Here is a 19,234-nt window from a genome sequence, read left to right on the forward strand (position 1 = left end):
CTCGGTTCAGAGCTGGATGGCTGTGAACTGAGCGTTCCGCGCGTGACGCTCGATCGCTGCACGGGCGAGATCGGCATGCCGATCGAGGGTCGCGTGTTCGGCAGCGACGACGTATTCCGCTCCCGCACGCGCCGCGGCACGGCGGAGGAGCGCGTCGGCGAGCTGCGGATTGAGCGGCAGCACGGGGCCCTGCACGTTCGTGGCATAGAGCCCCTCGACGCGGAGCGTCTCGCCGCCGCCCGCGACACCGCCCCGACCTGACACGACGGTTCCGTAACGCGCATCCGCCGGTGCTGCCGGGAGCAGCGTCCACTCCGACGCATGGTCTTCGAATCCGACGAGACGACCATCGGGAGTGTCCGCCACGATGTACCCGACGCGGCGGGTGCGCGTGCGCGCGACGCGGGCAGGAATCAGGCCCAGGCCTTCCAGCCGCGAGTCATCGAGCAGGTCGATCCCGTCGCTGAGCAGCTCAGCGCCGCCGCCGACGCACAGGATCGCCGTGCCGTCGGAGTGTTGCGCCGTGATCCACTCGCGTCGGGCGAGCAGGTCGGCATGCACGGTGCGCATGGCGGAGAGCGGACCGTTGCCGATCACGATCGCATCGGCGTGCTCGGGGGCGGGGTCGCCGATGCCGACGCGCGTCGCCTCCGGTGTCAGACCCGCGAAGCGCGCACGTGTCGCGAGCACGTCGACGTTGCCGCGGTCTCCGGTCACACCGAGGAGATCGGGATACAGCTGCACGATCGTGAGCGTCGTCATCGCCGGGCCACTTCCTGGTCGCCGTAGCCGAGCACACGGCGACCGCTCATCATGAGTTCGTAGTTGACGAACCAGACCTGACGTCGCGTCGCCGTTTCGGGGAATGCGCGCATGAGCTGCACCGCCTTCTCCATGTCGGGCTCGACGACGCCGATCGGGATACCCGCATAGGCGAGCCGGGTCGCGATCTGGTGGGCCTTCTCGCCCGTCACGACATCGACGTGGTCGAACGCGGACAGATCGACGTCGTACAGCCACGAGATGTCCGGTGTGCCCTCGTCGATCGCCATCAGGACGCGCTCCGGCGCCCCGTCGAGGGCGTCGACGTTGAGCTGCAGGCTCGGTCCGTTCTTGAACATGACGAACTCGACCTGCTCGCCTGCCGGGTCGCGACGCAGCGGCACGAGCTCACCGCGCCCGTAGGCGGGTGCCATCCGCGCGAAGCCCGCCGACGCGGCATCCGCGTGGAAGCGATCGCCGAGCACGTGCAGGGCGACGCTCGCGGCGGCCGCTGCGTCGACGGCGTAGTGCAGACCGCGCGCGGGGAGCGTGATGCGGATGCGCTCGCCCGCGAGATCCAGCTCGACGTCGCGCCCTGCGATGGACACGACCTCGGACTCGTACACGCGCTGGTGCGTGCCGGCGACGCCGCTGCGCGTGTCGATCGCGTTCACGAGCCCGTGGGCCGATGCGGCGACGACCTCGGCGGAGGCGCCGAAGAACGATGCGGGTGCCCGCAGCGAGGACTCGTCGACCTTGCTCAGGTAGGGATCGTCGCCGTTGACGACGACGCGCACCGAGGCGCGCGTCGCGGCGTCGAGCATCATGTCGGCGACGCGTTCGGTCTCATAGAAGCGGTACAGCTGGTCGACCTGGACGTTGAGGGCCAGGATGACGCGTGGGCCGAGGATGTCCGCCAACTCGGACGCGAAGCCCTCGTCGACCTCGAGCACGGCGACATCGGCGCGCACCTTGCCGGTGAGCGTCGCATCGGCCAGCAGGGCGCTCGTGACGCCCTGCGGCAGGTTCGCGCCGGTCGGGTTGGTGAAGACCGTCAGTCCGTGAGCCCGCAGGATCTCGCTGATCATGTGGGTCGTGGTCGTCTTGCCGTTCGAGCCGAGCACGAAGACGACGCCGTACGGGAACTGCCCGCCCAGCGTGTTCAGAAGCGTCGGCGCCAGCCGATTCGCGACGTATCCGGGGAACGCCGACCCGCCGCCGCGCAAGCGCGTCGCGAACCGCGCGAGCTTGCCGGCGACGATCGCCGGAACGTACCGGAGGCCGCTGCCGTGGCGCGGGCTCACTCGAGATAGTCCCGCAGCGACTGCGAACGGCTCGGGTGGCGCAGCTTGGCCATCGTCTTGGACTCGATCTGACGGATGCGCTCGCGCGTCACGCCGAAGGTGTCGCCGATCTGGTCGAGGGTCTTGGGCTGGCCGTCGCCGAGTCCGAAGCGCATGCGGATGACGCCCGCTTCGCGCTCGGACAGCGAGTCGAGGAGAGACTCGAGCTGACGCTGCAGCATCGTGAAGCCCACCGCATCCGCCGGGACGACCGCTTCGGTGTCCTCGATCAGGTCACCGAACTCGCTGTCGCCGTCTTCGCCGAGGGGGGTGTGCAGCGAGATCGGCTCACGGCCGTACTTCTGCACCTCGACGACCTTCTCGGGCGTCATGTCGAGTTCGCGGCTGAGCTCTTCGGGCGTGGGTTCGCGACCGAGGTCCTGCAGCATCTGCCGCTGCACGCGGGCGAGCTTGTTGATGACCTCGACCATGTGCACGGGGATGCGGATGGTGCGCGCCTGGTCGGCCATCGCGCGGGTGATCGCCTGACGGATCCACCACGTCGCGTAGGTCGAGAACTTGAAGCCCTTCGTGTAGTCGAACTTCTCGACGGCACGGATGAGGCCCAGGTTGCCCTCCTGGATGAGGTCGAGGAACTGCATCCCGCGGCCCGTGTAGCGCTTCGCGAGCGAGACGACCAGTCGCAGGTTCGCACCCAGCAGGTGGCTCTTGGCGCGCTGTCCGTCGCGGGCGACCCACTGCAGGTCCAGTCCCAGTTGCGCCGACTTCTCGGCCGCCGACATGTGCGACAGCTTCTCTTCGGCGAACAGACCCGCCTCGATGCGCATTGCGAGCTCGACCTCTTCGGCCGCGTTCAGCAGCGGCACCTTGCCGATCTGCTTGAGGTAGTCCTTGACGGGGTCGGCGGTCGCGCCGGTGATCTGCGTCGAGTAGACCGGGACGTCCTCGTCGTCGGAGGACGAGATGACGATCGCGCCCGTGGGCAGCGGCTCGGTGAACGCCGGGGTCTTCGTCTCTTCTTCTTCGTCGTCGACGTCGTCGGTGTCTTCCGAAGCCTTGCCCTTGCCGGTGGCGAGCTTGGCGTCGACGTCGACCTCGGTCTCTTCGTCGATCTCGTCTTCGGTCTTGGCCGCCTTCTTCGGCGCGGCCTTCTTGGGAGCCGCCTTCTTCGCGGGAGCCTTGGTCGCGGGTGCCTTCGCCGCGGGCTTCTTCGCCGCCGGCTTCTTCGCCGCGGGCTTCTTCGCCGCAGCCTCCTGCTCGGCAGCAGTGGTCTCGTCCGACTCGACCGCCTTGGCGGCACTCGAGCGGGCTTTCGTGTTCGTGCCTGGAGTCACGTTCTGCCTTTCACCGGTGAGACCCGGAGGGGTCCGGCGCCGGTAGATTTCGGACACTAGTAAGACCCTTGTCAAGTCCGCGGCCCGACAGGGTGCGCCTGTGGGACGGTTGACAACGGGTCAATGCATCCAGTATCGCATACTCATCCCACGACATTCGTCCGCCGTGATAGGGGTGTGCAACAGGGTGCCCTTGGGTCAACCCCGAGGGGCCCCGAAGCATTCCCCGCGTCAGCCGCGTGTGTCGTCGTCGCCGCTCGGCCTACTTGCGAGGAAGCGCTCCAGTTCGGCGGCGAGCTCGTCGGCGCTGGGCAGATCGCCCGTGTGAACCATGGGCGCGGCGAGGGTCGAACCGGCCATATAGGCGTCGTAGCGCTCCTCGAGCGCCTGGAGCATGCGGGACAGCTCGTCGCTCGCGGCCACCTGCTCCTGCACGCGCGTGAGATAGTCGCGGTTCTCGTCGCGCAGATCGTCGCCGGCGAAGACGAGGCCCGTCGCGACGGTGAGGCTGTCGAGTGCCGCCAGGGCCGCGGCGGGGTACTCCGTATCTCCGAGGTAGTGCGGCACGAGCAGCACGAAGCCGGCGACGCGGGCCCCGGCCTCGGCGAACCGGTACTCCAACAGGTGCCCGGCCGTCGCCGGGACCTGCGTGTGCGGCTGCCAGACCGAGTGCGCCTCCGTCAGATCTTTCCGCGTGCCGCTCACGGTCGTGCCGATCGGGCGCGTGTGCGGCACGGGCATGGGGATCGCGTGCACCCAGGTGACGGATGCCACGGAGTACTCGTGCGCCAGCGCGACGACGGCCGTCGCGAAGGCCTCCCACGAGAAATCGGGCTCGTAGCCCGAAAGCAGCAGGAACGGTTGGCCGAGCGTGTCATGCGCGAGCGAGAGCTCGAGCCGCGCCGGACGGTAGTCCGTCAGATGGTCCTGTTCGAACGAGATGATGGGGCGCCGCGCCCGGTAGTCGAGCAGCGCGTCGTTGAGGAACACCGCGATCGGGATCGGCTGCAGGGTGTCGCGGAAGTGGTCGACGACCTGACCGACCGCTCCGCCTGCGTCGGTGAAGCCGGTCAGCGCGATGACGAGCGGCAGGCTCGCCGGAACCGGCGGCGCCGATACCGAGCGCTCGAAGAGCGGACCGTGCGAGGGCATGCGTCCATGCTACGAGTCGCGTCCGACGCGCGGGTCGCGCCGATCCCGCTCACAGCGAACGCCGCCATCTCTAGGATGGAGGACATGTCGTTCCCCGACCTCGAATACCGCACCGATCCGATCCGAGAGGCCGACGCCGACGCCCTCCTCCTCGCACTTCCTCCTATAGAGGACGACGATGTGCTCTCCGACTGGCCGGGGCTCGCGCAGGCGTTGTCGTCCATCGGCTTCACGGGCGCTCCGGGCTCGTACGCCCGGGTCTCCGCTCCCGAGAGCACCAGCCTGCCGCTCGCGCTGGTGGGCACCGGGTCTGATCCGGATGCCGCCGCGCTGCGCGATGCGGTGGGCACCGGCATCCGCTCTCTCGTCGGATTCGAGCACGTCGCCGTCGCCGCGCCTCTCGCCGACCCGCAGCTGTGGACCGCGGCAGCGGAGGGCGCCGGACTGGGCGGCTACCGCTTCAAGGGATACAAGTCCGAGGCGCCCAAGCCGCGTGCGTCGCGCGTGGTCGTGCACGGGACGGCCGAGGCGGAACCGGGAGAGATCGCCGACATCACGGCGATCGCCGATGCCGCGGCCCTCGTGAAGGACCTCGTCTCGATCCCCGCGGAATGGCTCGGTCCCGCTGACTTCGCGGAGCGCGCCGTCGCCGCCGTGGAAGGTCTCGGCGTATCGGTCGACGTGCTCGACGAAACGCAGCTCGCCGAAGGCGGGTACGGCGGCATCCTGGGCGTCGGACAGGGATCCGATCGTCCGCCCCGCCTCGTCCGGCTCGAGTACGCGCCCGAGGGCGCCGAGCGCCACGTGGCGCTGGTCGGCAAGGGCATCACGTTCGACACCGGCGGTCTCTCGCTCAAGCCGCCCGCGTCCATGGTGGGTATGAAGTACGACATGTGCGGCGCGGCGACGGTGCTCGCGGTGCTGCGCGCGGTCGCGGCGATCGGTCTTCCCGTTCGAGTCAGCGCGTGGCTCTGCATCGCCGACAACATGCCGTCCGGCAGGGCAACGCGCCCGGGCGACGTGCTGCGCATGCTCGACGGGACGAGCGTCGAGGTCACCAACACCGACGCCGAGGGCCGTCTCGTCCTCGCGGACGGGCTCGTCGCCGCCAGCCGCACCCAGCCCGACGTGATCGTCGACGTCGCGACGCTGACCGGGGCGATCATCGTCGCGCTCGGCACGCGCCACACCGGCGTGATGGGCGATGACCAGGCGGTGGCGGACTACCTCGCGGCCGCCGCGGCCGTGGGCGAGCCCGCGTGGCAGTTGCCGCTGCCCGCGCACATGGCCGAGGATCTCGACTCCCCCATCGCCGATATGCAGAACGCCAAGATCGGAGACCCCGCCGGTGGGTCGATGTTCGCAGGACTCTTCCTGCAGCGCTTCGTCGGACGCGTCGGCGACGACGCGGATGCGCCGCGCATTCCGTGGGTGCACCTGGACATCGCCGGCGTCGGCATGAACAAGGGCTCCGGCTACGGATTCACTGACAAGGGACCGACCGCCGCAACCGTGCGGTCGCTCATCCGCTTCATCGCGGGAGAGGGAACACGATGACTGACCACACTTTCGACCTCGTCGTCCTCGGTGGCGGCAGCGGCGGCTACGCCGCAGCGCTTCGGGCTGCCGAGCTCGGCAAGACCGTCGCCCTGATCGAGAAGGACAAGGTGGGCGGCACGTGCCTGCACCGCGGGTGCATCCCCACCAAAGCGCTGCTGCACGCCGCCGAAGTGGCCGACACGGCACGGGATGCCGCGAGCATGGGCGTGCGCGCGACGCTCGACGGCATCGACCCCGAGGGCGTGCGCGCCTACCGCGAGGGCATCGTCGCGAAGAAGTTCAAGGGGCTCGAGGGCCTCATCAAGGCGCGCGGCATCACGGTCGTCCCGGGAGAAGGACGCCTCGAGGCAGGACCGGCGGTCCGAGTCGGCGATGACCTCTACCGGGGCACCGATGTCGTGCTCGCCACCGGTTCCTACAGCCGCACGCTTCCCGGTCTCGAGATCGGCGGGCGCATCCTCACGAGCGAACAGGCTCTCGCGCTCGATGTGATCCCCGACCGCGTCATCATCCTCGGCGGCGGGGTCATCGGTGTCGAGTTCGCGAGCGTGTGGCGCTCGTTCGGCGTCGACGTGACGATCATCGAAGCGCTGGACCACCTCGTGCCCAACGAGGACATCGCCCTGAGCAAGGGCCTCGAGCGTGCGTTCCGTCGCCGGGGCATCGCCTACTCGCTGGGCGTCCGCTTCCAGTCCGCGACGCAGACCGACGACGCCGTGACGGTGACGCTCGAGAACGACAAGAGCTTCGAGGCCGACTACCTGCTCGTCGCCGTCGGACGCGGTCCTGCAACGGCGGGGCTCGGCTTCGAAGAGGCAGGACTGACGGTCGACCGCGGCTTCGTCGTGACCGACGAGCGTCTGCGCACGGGGGTGGCGAACGTGTGGGCCGTGGGCGACATCGTGCCGGGCCTGCAGCTCGCGCACCGCGGATTCCAGCAGGGGATCTTCGTCGCCGAGGAGATCGCCGGGCTCGAACCCGAAGTGATCCCCGACGTGCAGATCCCCAAGGTGACCTACTCGCACCCCGAGGTCGCCTCGGTCGGTCTGACCGAAGCGCAGGCGGTCGAGGCGCACGGTGCCGACGGGATCGTGTCGTACGACTACAACCTCGCCGGAAACGGCAAGAGCGAGATCATCGGCACGGGCGGCCTCGTGAAGGTCGTCCGCCAGAAGGACGGCCCCATCGTCGGCGTGCACCTGCTCGGCGACCGCGTCGGCGAGCTGATCACCGAGGGTCAGCTCGCGGTGGGCTGGCAGGCGCACCCCGAAGACATCGCCCCCTTCATCCACGCCCATCCGACGCAGAGCGAGGCGCTCGGCGAAGCGTTCCTGGCTCTCGCGGGCAAACCGCTGCACGCGCTCTGACCTGCGCGCGCATCGGCATCACTAAGCTAGATACGACATCAGTCATCCTGAAGGAGACAAGCCCATGAGCACTTCCGTGGTCCTCCCCGCGCTCGGCGAGAGCGTCACCGAGGGAACGGTCACCCGCTGGCTCAAGAACGTCGGCGACACCGTAGAGGCGGACGAGGGATTGCTCGAGATCTCCACCGACAAGGTCGACACCGAGATCCCCTCCCCCGTCAGCGGCGTGATCGAAGAGATCCTCGTGCAAGAAGACGACACCGTCGAGGTGGGCGCTGTGCTCGCGAAGATCGGCGACGGTTCAGGAGCGGGATCCTCGGATGCCGCACCCGAAGCCGCTGCGCCGGCTGAGGAGCCCGCGCCCGAGCCGGCCGCACAAGAAGCCGCACCCGCCGAGGCCGCACCCGCTGAGGCCCCGGCCACGGAGGCTCCCGCGCAGTCGGATGCCCCCGCCCAGGCGGCATCCGAAGGCAAGCAGGTCGTGCTGCCGGAACTCGGCGAGAGCGTCACCGAGGGAACCGTCACCCGCTGGCTCAAGCAGGTCGGTGACGAGGTCGCCGTCGATGAGCCGCTGCTCGAGATCTCGACCGACAAGGTCGACACCGAGATCCCGTCCCCCTACGCCGGCGTGCTGCAGAAGGTGCTCGCGGAAGAGGACGAGACAGTCGAGGTGGGCGCCGTGCTCGCCGAGATCGGCGACGGTGGGAGCGCTGCCCAGGCCGAGACGCCTGCCGCCCCCGAGCCCGAGGCGAAGCCCGAACCTGAGGCGAAGCCCGAGCCCGCAGCGGCACCGGCCGCGCAGGCCGCTGCTCCGGCACCCGCCGCGCCTGCCCCCGCGGCAAGCACGGCCGATGCACCCGCGTATGTGACACCGCTCGTCCGCCGCCTCGCGCAGCAGCAGGGCGTGGACCTCTCGACGGTGACCGGCACGGGCGTCGGCGGACGCATCCGCAAGGAAGACGTGCTCAAGGCTGCCGAAGCTGCGTCGAAGCCGGCCGCCGAGGCGCCCGCAGCCGCACCCGCTCCGCTCGAGGTCTCGCCTCTGCGCGGAACGACGCAGCCGATGTCTCGTCTGCGCAAGGTGCTTTCGGAGCGTGCTGTCGCCTCGATGCAGCAGACGGCGCAGCTGACGACGGTCGTCGAGGTCGACGTGACGAAGCTCGCCGCCTTCCGCGATCGCACGAAGGCCGACTTCCTCGCCAAGACGGGCGACAAGCTGTCGTTCCTGCCCTTCTTCGCCTTGGCGGCCGCGGAGGCGCTGCAGGCCTACCCCGTCGTCAACTCGACGGTCGACGGCACCGACATCGTGTACCCGGCGTCCGAGAACCTCTCGATCGCCGTCGACACCGAGCGGGGCCTGCTCACGCCCGTCGTGCGCGACGCCGCGAGCAAGAACATCGCGCAGATCGCTCGTGAGATCGCCGATCTCGCAGCCCGCACGCGCGAGAACAAGCTCAAGCCCGACGAGCTCGCCGGCGGCACATTCACGCTGACGAACACGGGATCGCGCGGGGCGCTCTTCGACACGCCCGTCGTGTTCCTTCCGCAGTCCGCGATCCTCGGCACCGGAATCGTCGTCAAGCGCCCCGGCCTTGTGACGGTCGACGGCAAGGACGCGATCGCGATCCGCTCGTACGTCTACCTCGCGCTGTCGTACGACCACCGCATCATCGACGGAGCCGACGCCGCCCGCTTCCTCGGGGCCGTCAAGTCCCGGCTCGAGGCGGCGGACTTCGAGGGCCAGCTCGGCGCCTGATCTGACGCATCCTCATGGCTGTTGCGCGGCGTAGACGTCGCGCAACAGCCATGAGTCGTCTGTGCGCTGGATGACCACGAGCTGAGACGCCTCGTCCGGTGCGTCGACTCTCAGCACGGCCACACCTCCGAAGTCGTCGAGCAGCGTGACGCTGCGATCGCTCGCGTTGCGGTCGATGGGCCCGGCGGAGAACGTCGCGCGCGGATCCGTCTGCACCTCGGTGAGGCATTCCACCGACGAGCCGCAGGCGTCGCGCGCGGTCAGAAGGCGGGCCAGGACCGAGGCGTGATCGTCGCCCGCGCTCTCGGGCGGTGATGTGCTCTCTTCTGACGGCGGCGCGCTCTCGAGAGACGGGGCTTCGCCCGTATCGGCCGTCTCGACGACCTCGCCCGTCTCGATGACGTCGGCCATCTCTGCCGCGGGCGTGTTCGCCGCGACGGGCTCGGCGTCACCGGGCCAGAAGGCACCGACGGCGATGACAAGGCCCGCGACGCCGGCGGCAACGGCCCACGGCCGCCCGTGCGTGCGGGTGCCGCGTTCGCGCCATCGCCGCCATACTCGCGTCGTCGTGCGCGACACGAGGTCGGAGACGTCGGCGTCGACGTGTCGGGCGAGACTGTCGAAGAGGGTGCCTCGCTCACGTGCCTCGGCCGGTGTCGTGACGGAGCGCTCGCGCGCTGTCGATGACGCTTCCGAACGCCACGACGCGGACGGCGCAGCGAGGACCGCGTCGCCGAGCGGCTCGGGTCGGGCCAGTGCGAACAGCTCGTCTTCGAGCCGTGCGACGGCGGGATCGGTGAGCGCGCGGGTGGTGATGGTCTCGATCAGGTCGTGCCAGACGGGGGACGACGGCTCGGCGAGCTCGTCGAGCAGTCGGGTCGAGGCCTCGACCGCGTCGTCGGAGGAGAGCCCGGTCGCCAGCACGGGCCTGCCGGCGTCGGTCAGCCACCACTCCCCTGTCACCGACGCTTCGTCGAGCGTGCGAGGGATCCGAGCAAGCTCGGCGATACCGCGCAGCACGCTGACGGCGATCGTCACCCGCTCGCCGTTCGTGAGCTCGACACGTGCTTCGCGTCGGCGACGAAGCGCGTCCGCCACGCGGCGCGGGCACGCCGGAAGGACGACGTCATGGCCATCCGTGCGGCGCGCGATATCGAGGCAGGCGAGCACGTGACCGCCTTCCGAGGCATGCCACCCCGGCCACGAGTCGTCGAACACCGAGGCATCGGTGAGCACGCGCGATCGTCCGTCGGCAAGACGCACGAGGGTACCCGGCCACGGCGCGTCCACGCCCGCCGTCACACGTCGCACGACGCGGTAGGGCTCGAGCAGGCGCTCGTTCGCGGCGGTCGGCATACGAGAAGTGTGTCCTGCGATCGGATGACGCCGAGGGGCGAGCGGAGCATCTGTGGGTGATGCGCCGGTCGATCGGGTTGGGGAGGAACGGTCACAGGAGCGGAAAAGGTAGGCTGGGTCTCATGGCCCGCAGTACCGCTCCCGAGAAGCGGCCCGGCTTCTTCTCGCAGATCCGCACCCTCTACGTCTTCACACAGAAGGCGTTCCGGTGGCTTCCCTTCCTCCTCGTCGGCATTCTGCTGGTGGGCATCGGAATCGGCGTCACCGTCGGACTCCTCATCCCTCCGACGGCAGTCTGGAGTGTCATCCTGTGGGGTGTCACGGGACTCATGTTCGGCATCCTGGGCTCGCTCATGGTGATGACGCGGTTGTCGACACGCGCGATGTACACGCGACTCGACGGGATGCCGGGGGCCGCGGGCCACGTCATCTCGACGTCGCTCGGGCGCAAGTGGCAGGCCAGCGAGATGCCCGTCGGAGTGAACCCGAAGACGCAGGAGGCCGTGTTCCGCGCGATCGGCCGCGGAGGCGTCGTCATCATCGGCGAAGGTGCCCGCGGGCGCCTCACGCGCCTTGTGAACGACGAGCGCATGAAGGTGCAGCGCGTCGCCTCGGGCGTGCCGATCACGGTGCTCTACGTGGGCCACGGTGAAGACGAAGTGCCCATCAGCAAGCTGGCGCCGACCATCAAGTCGCTGCCGAAGTCGATCGATCGAGCGACGATGGCCGCTGTCATCAAGCGTGTCGATTCGGTGTCGCAGTCGCTCGCCTCGCTGCCGATCCCCAAGGGGATCGACCCCACGAAGGCCCGGGCGCCGCGCCCGCGCTGACGAGCGTCAGGCGCGGACCAGCACCGTGCCCGCTGCTTTGTCATGCAACCCGCGATTGTCGGCATCCCAGATCGCTGCCGGGATGACCAGCAGCAGCAGCAGCGTGCGCACGATGGGACGCCACAGTCCGGTCCACCCGCCCGTCGCGAGCTGAAGGCGCATGCCCAGCAGTCGGTGTCCGGGACTGCCGCCGATCGTGGGGATGAACAGCACCTGCACGGCGGCGAAGACGATCATGGGGGCGAACATCGTGAGTCCGGCTTCGGCGGGCAGTGCGAACTGGTCGTATCCGAAGAACGCGATGGCGATGATCGTCGCCGTGACGTAATCGATGAGAAGCGCGAGAACGCGGCGACCGAGCTTGGCGATACTGCCGGGCCCGGTGGCGGGAAGACCGAGCCTTTCGCCGGGGTAGGAAGTGGCAGGAAGTGCGTCGGGCATGCCCCCAGCCTACCGAGCACCGCGTAACATGCCGGAAACACCGGTGTCATGGCAGGGCAACTCCTGCGCGGTACCGTGCCAGACGTGCCCGGCCCGTTCGCGGTACGAAACGAAGCCCTAACTCTGGAGCGTCAATGTTCAAAGATCCATCCGAGGTCCTGACTTTCATCAAGGATGAGGACGTCAAGTTCCTCGACATCCGTTTCACGGATCTCCCGGGTGTGCAGCAGCACTTCAACATCCCCGCTTCGACGGTGGATGAGGAGTTCTTCACCGAGGGGCAGCTGTTCGACGGCTCGTCGATCCGCGGCTTCGCCAGCATCCATGAGTCGGACATGCAGCTGATCCCGGACGTCGGGACCGCGTACCTCGACCCGTTCCGCGAGGCGAAGACGCTCATCATGGTCTTCGACATCTACAACCCGCGCACGGGCGAGGTGTACGGCAAGGATCCGCGTCAGGTGGCCAAGAAGGCGGAGAAGTACCTCGCATCGACCGGTATCGCCGACACGGCATTCTTCGCACCTGAAGCGGAGTTCTACATCTTCGACGACGTGCGCTACGACGTGACGGCGAACCAGAGCTTCTACCACGTCGACTCCGAAGAGGGTGCGTGGAACACCGGCCGCGTCGAAGAGGGGGGCAACCTCGCGAACAAGACCCCCTACAAGGGCGGGTACTTCCCCGTGTCCCCCGTCGACAAGCAGGCGGATCTGCGCGACGACATCAGCCTGCGCCTCATCGACGCCGGTCTGCACCTGGAGCGCGCACACCACGAGGTCGGCACGGGTGGTCAGGCCGAGATCAACTACCGGTTCGACACGATGGTCAGCTCGGCGGATGACATCCTCAAGTTCAAGTACATCGTCAAGAACACGGCGCTCGAATGGGGCAAGGTCGCGACCTTCATGCCCAAGCCCCTGTTCGGTGACAACGGCTCGGGCATGCACACGCACCAGTCGCTGTGGCTCGAGGGCAAGCCGCTGTTCTACGACGAGAAGGGCTACGCAGGGCTCTCGGACACGGCTCGCTGGTACATCGGCGGCCTGCTCGCGCACGCACCCGCGGTGCTGGCGTTCACGAACCCGACGCTCAACTCGTACAAGCGACTCGTGAAGGGCTACGAAGCCCCCGTCAACCTCGTGTACTCCGCCGGCAACCGCTCCGCCGCGATCCGCATCCCGATCACGGGTGCGAACCCGAAGGCCAAGCGCGTGGAGTTCCGCGCGCCCGACGCGTCGAGCAACCCCTACCTCGCCTTCGCGGCACAGCTCATGGCCGGTCTCGACGGCATCCTGAACCGCATCGAGCCGCACGAGCCGGTCGACAAGGACCTCTACGAGCTCCCGCCCGAGGAGGCCGTCAACATCCCGCAGGTGCCGAACTCGCTGCTGGACTCGCTCGAGGCGCTGCGCGCCGACCACGAATTCCTGACGCGGGGCAACGTCTTCACGCCCGAGCTCATCGAGACGTGGATCGAATACAAGATCGAGAACGAGATCCGCCCGATCAGCGCGCGGCCGCACCCGTTCGAGTTCGAACTGTACTTCGGCGTCTGAACGTCATCGAACCCGCCTTTCCCGCCTGACACGGCCGGGGAAGGCGGGTTCGTGCGTTCGGCTCTGCCAGACTGACCGGAGCCTACTCCGGAGGAACAATGACAGACGTCGCCGCTGCCCCGACGCGTCCACGCAGGCGGGGCCGACGCATCGTCCTCATCACGCTCTCGGTCATCGTCGGGATCGCTGTCGTCGTCGGCGTCGTCGGCTCCATCACACCGTGGCCCTCGGCCATGCTGATCCGCGCCGTGTTCGAGCGCGGCGGGACAGCGACCGCGGCAGAGATGGAGCGGCACCAGCCCGTCGGCCCCGTCGACGAGACACTCGACATCCACTACGGCGAGCCGGGCGATGAGACGACGACACTCGACGTCTTCACGGTCGCGGCTGAAGGCGAGGCCCTTCCCACGATCGTCTGGATCCACGGTGGCGCATGGATCTCGGGATCCTCCGCGAACGTCGACCCCTACCTGCGCATCCTCGCCGACGAGGGCTACACGGCCGTCGCCCTGAACTACGGGCTCGGCCCGGAGGCGACCTACCCCACGGCCGTGAGGCAGCTCAATGACGCGCTCGCCTACCTCGACGAGCACGCGGCCGAGCTGCGGATCGATCCCGACCGCATCATTCTGGCCGGTGACTCCGCCGGCGCCCAGCTCGCGAGCCAGCTCACGACGCTCACGACGAACGACCGCTATGCCCAGCTGCTGGGCATCGAGCCCTCGCTCGACGCGTCGCAGCTGATCGGGGTCATCCTGAACTGCGGCGTCTATGACATGCCGGCGATGGCCGAGCTCGACGGCTTGATCGCGTGGGGCCTGCAGGTCTCCCTATGGGCCTACACGGGCACGAAGAGCTGGTCGGCGACCTACGAAGGCGCCACGATGTCGACGATCGATTTCGTCACCGAGGACTTTCCGCCGACGTACATCAGCGGAGGCAACGGCGACGGCCTCACGTGGCTGCAGTCGATCCCGATGTCGACGGCACTGCAGGATGCCGGTGTCGAGGTCACCGAGCTGTTCTGGCCCGCCGATCACACTCCGGCGCTCCCCCACGAGTACCAGTTCCATCTCGACATGCCCGAGGCGCAGCAGGCGCTGGATGACACGATCGCGTGGCTCGCCAAGCTCACGGCGTCGGATCAGCCGTAGAAGAGCTTCTCGAAGATACGGCGCGCGCGGCGCGTGACGCCCAGGTAGTCCTCTTCGACCTCGGTCGCCGCGCGGGGCGGGTAGCCGAGCAGACGGCCGATCCCGTCGAGCTTCTTGCGGTCGGTCGGGAGCAGATCGCTCGTGTGTCCTGACAGCAGCGTGTTCGCCGAGCGCAGGCGGCTCGCCAGTCGCCAGGCCGCAGTGAGTCGTTCTGCGGCGACCGCGCTCACGAGACCGGCCTCTCGCGCCGCAGAGAGCGCCCCGAGCGTCGACGTCGTCTGCATGCCGGGAACGGCATGCGCGTGCTCGAGCTGCAACAGCTGGACGAGCCACTCGACATCGCTTAGCGAGCCGGGACCGAGCTTGAGATGCCGCGCGGGGTCGGCTCCCTGAGGCAGCCGCTCGCTTTCGACGCGCGCCTTGATCCGCTTGATCTCGCGCATACCCTGCGGATCCGCGGATGCCGGATACCGGACGTCGTCGGCCAGCGTCATGAAGTCCGCCAGCAGGTCGGGACTGCCTGCCACACCGCGCGCGCGCAGGAGGGCCTGGGCCTCCCACGACAGCGACCAGCGCCGGTAGTACTCGGCGTACGAGTCGAGGGAGCGCGCGACGGGCCCCTTGCGCCCCTCCGGTCGCAGGCCCGCGTCGAGATCGAGGGGCATGCGGTGATCCTCGGAGTGCTCACGCAGCGCCGTGACGATCCGCACGGCCAGGGACTGGGCGCGTTGCGGGTCGACGCCGTTGGCCCGGTAGACGTACATGATGTCGGCGTCGGAGCCGAAGCCGAGCTCACCCCCGCCGAAGCGTCCCATCCCGATGACGGCGAACTCGAACGCGTCGTCCTCGTCGGACACGACCTCGCGACGGACGGCGCGCAAGGTCGCCTGGATCGTCACGTCGGTGATGTTCGTGAGCGCCGCGGCGACGTCGGCGACGTCGGAATCGGCTCGGAGAGCGCCCATCGCGGTGCGCAGCAGCTCTCGGCGGCGGAGCGCCCGGACGGCGCGCATCGCGGCAGCGATCGTGCCGTGTCGCGTCTGGATCGCTCGCGCCTCCTCGAAGAGCACCGCTGCCGAACGCGGGCGCAGCAGAGCGGCGTCGTCCAGCCACGCGGCGGACTCCGGTATCCACTCCATGAGGTCGGCCACGTAGCGCGATCCCGAGAGCACGTGTGTGAGATGCTCTGCCGCCCCCGATGAGTCGCGCAGCATCCGCAGGAACCAGTGCGTGGACCCGAGTCTTTCGCTCAGGCGCCGGAAAGCGAGCAGGCCGTAATCGGGGTCGACGCCGTCGGCGAACCACCGGATCATGACGGGCATGAGGTGACGCTGGATCGTCGCCTTGCGGCTGAGCCCGCTCGTGAGCGCCGTGATGTGGCGGAGGGCACTCGCGGGGTCGGCGAAGCCGATCGCGGCAAGACGGTCGTGTGCTTGGGAGATCGAGAGTGCGCGCCCTTCTTCGGGCAGCATCCGCTCGTCTGCCGGCAGTGCGGCGACGGCCGAGAGCAGCGGCCGGTAGAACAACCGCACGTGGATGTCGCGCACTTCGCGCTTGATGGCCTCCCAGCGCTTCCACAGCGCGTCACCGCTCGCGGCCAGGCGTGATGATCGTGCCAGGATGCGCAGATCGTCGGGGTCATCGGGCATGAGGTGCGTGCGGCTCAGCTGGCGCAGCTGCATGCGGTGCTCGAGCAAGCGCAGCTCGCGATAGTCGCGAGAGAACGCGGCGGCCTCGGCCCGGCCGATGTAGCCCTCCGTGACGAGGGCCTCGAGCGCCTCGAGCGTGCCGCGCTGGCGGATGCGATCATCCGCAAGCCCGTGCACGAGCTGCAGCAGCTGCACCGTGAACTCGATATCGCGGATGCCGCCGGGCCCGAGCTTGAGCTGAAAAGGCACTTCGGCGGGCGGGATGTGCTCGGTCACGCGCTCGCGCATGCGCTGCACGCTGTCGACGAAGTTCTCGCGCGCAGCGCTCGTCCACACCTTCGGCAGCACGGCGTCGACGTAGGCCTGGCCCAGCGTCGCGTCGCCCGCGAGTGGGCGTGCCTTCAGAAGGGCCTGGAACTCCCAGCTCTTGGCCCAGCGGTCGTAGTACGACAGGTGGGACTCGAGCGTGCGCACGAGTGCCCCCTGCTTGCCCTCGGGGCGCAGATTGGCGTCGACCTCCCACAGGGGCGGCTCCATCTCGAAGCCCGAGATGCCGCGCATCGTCTGCACGGCCAGCCGCGTCGCGATGTCGACGACGCGGCTCTCCCCCGCTTCGGCGAGCGTGTCGTCGTCGGCACCGCCGACGAAGATGACATCGACGTCGCTCACGTAGTTCAGCTCACGCGCACCGGCCTTGCCCATGCCGATGATCGCGAGCGCTGTCGCGGCGACCTGCTCGCGCGGAAAGAGCCCGGCACCGGCGATCCCCGTCGAGATCCGCGTGCGGGCAACGGACAGTGATGCTTCGAGCGCTGCACCCGCGGCATCCGCCAGCGTCGCCGCGACCGCCGGAACCGCATCGACGGGGCTCTCGTCGAGCAGATCGAATGCGGCGATCCGGGCGAGCTGCCGGCGGTAGCGCACGCGCAGCGCGACCCACGACGCCTCGTCGCCGTCGGCCGCGAAGCCGTCGACGTCTCCGACGGAATCGAGCAGATCCGCACGCAGCTCGCCCGCCGTCGGCAGAGCGGATGCGCCCCCGGCCAGGTGGAGGATCTCTTCGGGATGCCGGAAGAAGAAGTCCCCGAAGCCCGCGGACGCCCCGACGACCGCCCACAGCGCACGCCAGCCGGGTTCGTCGACGATGAGCGCGCGCACCGAGTCGGGATCACGGCGCCCGATGCTCGCGATCGCCGCGAGCGCGGCGTCCGGATCGGCCGCGGCGGACGCCGCCGAGGTGAGCGCGTCGCGCGTGAGACCCGTCTCGGCCTGCAGTTCGCGCAGCAGCGCATCCGTCTCGGCGAGCCGAGCGAACCCCTGCCGGGCGAGAGCGGTCAGAGACGATGTGCGTGCGCTCGCGGACATGCGTGACCGGTCAGAGCATCTCGAGGTTGTTCTTGAGCTCGAACGGCGTCACCTGGGCGCGATACTCCTGCCATTCCCTGCGCTTGTTGAGAAGCACGTAGGTGAACACCTGCTCGCCGAGCGTCTCGGCGACGAGCTCGGACTCCTCCATGTAGCTGAGGGCGTGGTCGAGACTCTGCGGCAGCGGCGCGAATCCGAGCGCGCGTCGCTCGGCGTCCGTCAGCGACCACACGTTGTCTTCGGCCTCGGGCGGAAGGTCGTATCCCTCTTCGATGCCCTTGAGTCCGGCGGCCAGCAGCAGCGCGTACGCGAGGTACGGGTTCGCCGCCGAATCGAGCGCGCGATACTCCACGCGCGAGGACTGACCCTTGTTCGGCTTGTACATCGGCACCCGCACGAGTGCGGACCGGTTGTTGTGACCCCAGCAGATGAAGCTCGGCGCTTCGTCACCGCCCCACAGCCGCTTGTACGAGTTGACGAACTGGTTGGTCACGGCGGAGATCTCGTTGGCGTGACGCAGCAGGCCCGCGATGAACTGTCGGCCGACCTGGGAGAGCTGGTACTGCGCTCCCTCTTCGTAGAAGGCGTTCTGGTCTCCCTCGAACAGCGACATGTGCGTGTGCATGCCGCTGCCGGGCTTGCCGCCGAGGGGCTTCGGCATGAACGTCGCGTAGACGCCCTGCTCGATCGCGACCTCTTTCACGACGGTGCGGAAAGTCATGATGTTGTCGGCGGTCGCGAGGGCATCGGCATAGCGCAGATCGATCTCGTTCTGGCCGGGGCCGCCCTCGTGGTGACTGAACTCCACCGAGATGCCGAGGTCTTCGAGCATGCGCACGGAGCGGCGACGGAAATCGTGCGCCGTGCCGCCGGGGACGTTGTCGAAGTAGCCCGCCGAGTCGACGGGAACCGGTCCCTCCGGCCCGAAGGACGAGGACTTCAGCAGGTAGAACTCGATCTCGGGGTGCGTGTAGAAGGTGAAGCCCGCATCGGCGGCCTTCGCGAGCGCACGCTTGAGAACGTGCCGAGGATCCGCGACGGCGGGCTGGCCGTCGGGGGTCGTGATGTCGCAGAACATCCGCCCCGTCGGATCGATCTCGCCGCGCCAGGGCAACGTCTGGAACGTCGAGGGGTCGGGGTGTGCCAGCAGATCCGACTCGTACGAACGGGTGAGACCCTCGATGGCCGACCCGTCGAACCCCAGACCCTCTGTGAAGGCTCCCTCGACCTCGGCGGGTGCGATGGCGACCGACTTGAGGGTTCCGATCACATCGGTGAACCACAGCCGGACGAACTTGACGCCGCGCTCCTCGATCGTCCGCAGGACGAAGTCGCGCTGCTTGTCCAATGTCACTTGCCGGTGTCCTCGGAGGACTCGCTCTGCCCCGAACCCCAGCCGTCCTCGCGGGCTTCGTCCTCGGACCACGCGCGCGAACGCTCACGCAGGACCTCAGGTGCCCGTGCGGCCTCTTCGGCCGTGTCGAAAGGACCTGCCCGGTCGATCGCGGGAGACTCGAAGCCCTTCTCCACGTCACCCGTCGTGAGGTTGTACCAGTACTTCTCGTTCTCGCTGGACACCGTGGCTCCTCCCATGGGGCGGCCGCGCCCGGATTCCCGGGCGTGTGTGGACGGATCCGCCATGGTC

General features: G+C 68.8%; 15 protein-coding genes. 6 read left to right on the forward strand and 9 right to left on the reverse strand.

All coding sequences use genetic code 11. The annotated features are described in order from the left end of the window. Window positions 1–6: 6 nt before the first annotated feature. The 4 genes from ACWICD_RS12390 to ACWICD_RS12405 all read right to left on the reverse strand — a co-directional run bounded on the left by ACWICD_RS12390 (window position 7) and on the right by ACWICD_RS12405 (window position 4,552). Window positions 7–762 (reverse strand): type 1 glutamine amidotransferase, encoded by a 756-nt coding sequence (locus ACWICD_RS12390; RefSeq protein ID WP_454140349.1) that lies wholly within the window; start codon window positions 760–762, stop codon window positions 7–9. Beyond that, a complete protein-coding gene (locus ACWICD_RS12395) occupies window positions 759–2,066 on the reverse strand; it encodes a MurT ligase domain-containing protein (protein ID WP_376125766.1) in 1,308 nt (435 codons plus the stop codon). Before ACWICD_RS12395 ends, ACWICD_RS12390 begins: the two co-directional genes overlap by 4 nt. Further along, window positions 2,063–3,400, reverse strand: coding sequence for an RNA polymerase sigma factor (locus ACWICD_RS12400; protein ID WP_454140350.1), 1,338 nt, complete (start codon window positions 3,398–3,400; stop codon window positions 2,063–2,065). Before ACWICD_RS12400 ends, ACWICD_RS12395 begins: the two co-directional genes overlap by 4 nt. 231 nt (window positions 3,401–3,631) lie before the next feature. Continuing rightward, window positions 3,632–4,552 carry a proteasome assembly chaperone family protein gene (locus tag ACWICD_RS12405; protein WP_376125760.1) on the reverse strand — a complete coding sequence of 307 codons (921 nt, stop codon included), beginning with the start codon at window positions 4,550–4,552 and terminating at the stop codon, window positions 3,632–3,634. Between the two features lie 84 nt (window positions 4,553–4,636). Between ACWICD_RS12405 and ACWICD_RS12410 the strand changes: the two genes are divergently transcribed. The 3 genes from ACWICD_RS12410 to sucB all read left to right on the forward strand — a co-directional run bounded on the left by ACWICD_RS12410 (window position 4,637) and on the right by sucB (window position 9,235). Then, window positions 4,637–6,109, forward strand: coding sequence for a leucyl aminopeptidase (locus ACWICD_RS12410; protein ID WP_454140351.1), 1,473 nt, complete (start codon window positions 4,637–4,639; stop codon window positions 6,107–6,109). Then, a complete protein-coding gene (lpdA, locus tag ACWICD_RS12415; protein ID WP_376125755.1) occupies window positions 6,106–7,479 on the forward strand; it encodes a dihydrolipoyl dehydrogenase in 1,374 nt (457 codons plus the stop codon). Before ACWICD_RS12410 ends, lpdA begins: the two co-directional genes overlap by 4 nt. A gap of 64 nt (window positions 7,480–7,543) precedes the next feature. Then, a complete protein-coding gene (gene sucB, locus ACWICD_RS12420; RefSeq protein WP_454140352.1) occupies window positions 7,544–9,235 on the forward strand; it encodes a 2-oxoglutarate dehydrogenase, E2 component, dihydrolipoamide succinyltransferase in 1,692 nt (563 codons plus the stop codon). Between the two features lie 12 nt (window positions 9,236–9,247). On the opposite strand, the gene ACWICD_RS12425 is transcribed toward sucB, so the two are convergent. Next, complete coding sequence (locus tag ACWICD_RS12425) at window positions 9,248–10,591, reverse strand: hypothetical protein (RefSeq protein WP_376125750.1); 1,344 nt, start codon at window positions 10,589–10,591, stop codon at window positions 9,248–9,250. Between the two features lie 122 nt (window positions 10,592–10,713). On the opposite strand from ACWICD_RS12425, the gene ACWICD_RS12430 reads away from it, so the two are divergent. Continuing rightward, window positions 10,714–11,421 (forward strand): DUF4191 domain-containing protein, encoded by a 708-nt coding sequence (locus ACWICD_RS12430; protein WP_376125747.1) that lies wholly within the window; start codon window positions 10,714–10,716, stop codon window positions 11,419–11,421. A 6-nt stretch (window positions 11,422–11,427) separates the two neighbouring features. Here ACWICD_RS12430 and ACWICD_RS12435 read toward each other — a convergent pair whose 3' ends face one another. Next, window positions 11,428–11,862 carry an RDD family protein gene (locus ACWICD_RS12435; protein ID WP_454140353.1) on the reverse strand — a complete coding sequence of 145 codons (435 nt, stop codon included), beginning with the start codon at window positions 11,860–11,862 and terminating at the stop codon, window positions 11,428–11,430. Between the two features lie 134 nt (window positions 11,863–11,996). Here ACWICD_RS12435 and glnA (ACWICD_RS12440) point away from each other — a divergent pair, with 134 nt between their 5' ends. Both glnA (ACWICD_RS12440) and ACWICD_RS12445 read left to right on the forward strand, forming a co-directional pair. Beyond that, window positions 11,997–13,421, forward strand: coding sequence for a type I glutamate--ammonia ligase (gene glnA, locus ACWICD_RS12440; RefSeq protein WP_376125738.1), 1,425 nt, complete (start codon window positions 11,997–11,999; stop codon window positions 13,419–13,421). Window positions 13,422–13,519: 98 nt separating this feature from the next. After that, window positions 13,520–14,575, forward strand: coding sequence for an alpha/beta hydrolase (locus tag ACWICD_RS12445; RefSeq protein WP_454140354.1), 1,056 nt, complete (start codon window positions 13,520–13,522; stop codon window positions 14,573–14,575). On the opposite strand, the gene ACWICD_RS12450 is transcribed toward ACWICD_RS12445, so the two are convergent. From ACWICD_RS12450 to ACWICD_RS12460, 3 genes are read right to left on the reverse strand one after another with little or no spacing between them, the layout of a single operon-like run. Then, window positions 14,566–17,589 (reverse strand): bifunctional [glutamine synthetase] adenylyltransferase/[glutamine synthetase]-adenylyl-L-tyrosine phosphorylase, encoded by a 3,024-nt coding sequence (locus ACWICD_RS12450; RefSeq protein ID WP_454140355.1) that lies wholly within the window; start codon window positions 17,587–17,589, stop codon window positions 14,566–14,568. The genes ACWICD_RS12445 and ACWICD_RS12450 overlap by 10 nt on opposite strands. A 10-nt stretch (window positions 17,590–17,599) precedes the next feature. After that, on the reverse strand, window positions 17,600–18,937 hold the full coding sequence (glnA, locus tag ACWICD_RS12455; protein ID WP_376126117.1) for a type I glutamate--ammonia ligase: 1,338 nt from the start codon (window positions 18,935–18,937) through the stop codon (window positions 17,600–17,602). A 2-nt stretch (window positions 18,938–18,939) separates the two neighbouring features. Next, window positions 18,940–19,167: an SPOR domain-containing protein gene (locus tag ACWICD_RS12460; RefSeq protein WP_376125729.1), complete on the reverse strand. Its 228-nt coding sequence runs from the start codon at window positions 19,165–19,167 to the stop codon at window positions 18,940–18,942. Between the last annotated feature and the right edge of the window lie 67 nt (window positions 19,168–19,234).

Source organism: Microbacterium sp. NPDC055357, from assembly GCF_053644835.1.

Excerpts from the sequence above, each read along its gene's own strand:
- ACWICD_RS12390 (WP_454140349.1), bottom strand. The coding sequence starts at position 762 with ATGACGACGCTCACGATCGTGCAGCTGTATCCCGATCTCCTCGGTGTG.
- ACWICD_RS12405 (WP_376125760.1), bottom strand. The coding sequence starts at position 4,552 with ATGCCCTCGCACGGTCCGCTCTTCGAGCGCTCGGTATCGGCGCCGCCG.
- ACWICD_RS12410 (WP_454140351.1), top strand. The coding sequence starts at position 4,637 with ATGTCGTTCCCCGACCTCGAATACCGCACCGATCCGATCCGAGAGGCC.
- lpdA (WP_376125755.1), top strand. The coding sequence starts at position 6,106 with ATGACTGACCACACTTTCGACCTCGTCGTCCTCGGTGGCGGCAGCGGC.
- sucB (WP_454140352.1), top strand. The coding sequence starts at position 7,544 with ATGAGCACTTCCGTGGTCCTCCCCGCGCTCGGCGAGAGCGTCACCGAG.
- ACWICD_RS12425 (WP_376125750.1), bottom strand. The coding sequence starts at position 10,591 with ATGCCGACCGCCGCGAACGAGCGCCTGCTCGAGCCCTACCGCGTCGTG.
- ACWICD_RS12430 (WP_376125747.1), top strand. The coding sequence starts at position 10,714 with ATGGCCCGCAGTACCGCTCCCGAGAAGCGGCCCGGCTTCTTCTCGCAG.
- ACWICD_RS12435 (WP_454140353.1), bottom strand. The coding sequence starts at position 11,862 with ATGCCCGACGCACTTCCTGCCACTTCCTACCCCGGCGAAAGGCTCGGT.
- glnA (WP_376125738.1), top strand. The coding sequence starts at position 11,997 with ATGTTCAAAGATCCATCCGAGGTCCTGACTTTCATCAAGGATGAGGAC.
- ACWICD_RS12445 (WP_454140354.1), top strand. The coding sequence starts at position 13,520 with ATGACAGACGTCGCCGCTGCCCCGACGCGTCCACGCAGGCGGGGCCGA.
- ACWICD_RS12450 (WP_454140355.1), bottom strand. The coding sequence starts at position 17,589 with ATGTCCGCGAGCGCACGCACATCGTCTCTGACCGCTCTCGCCCGGCAG.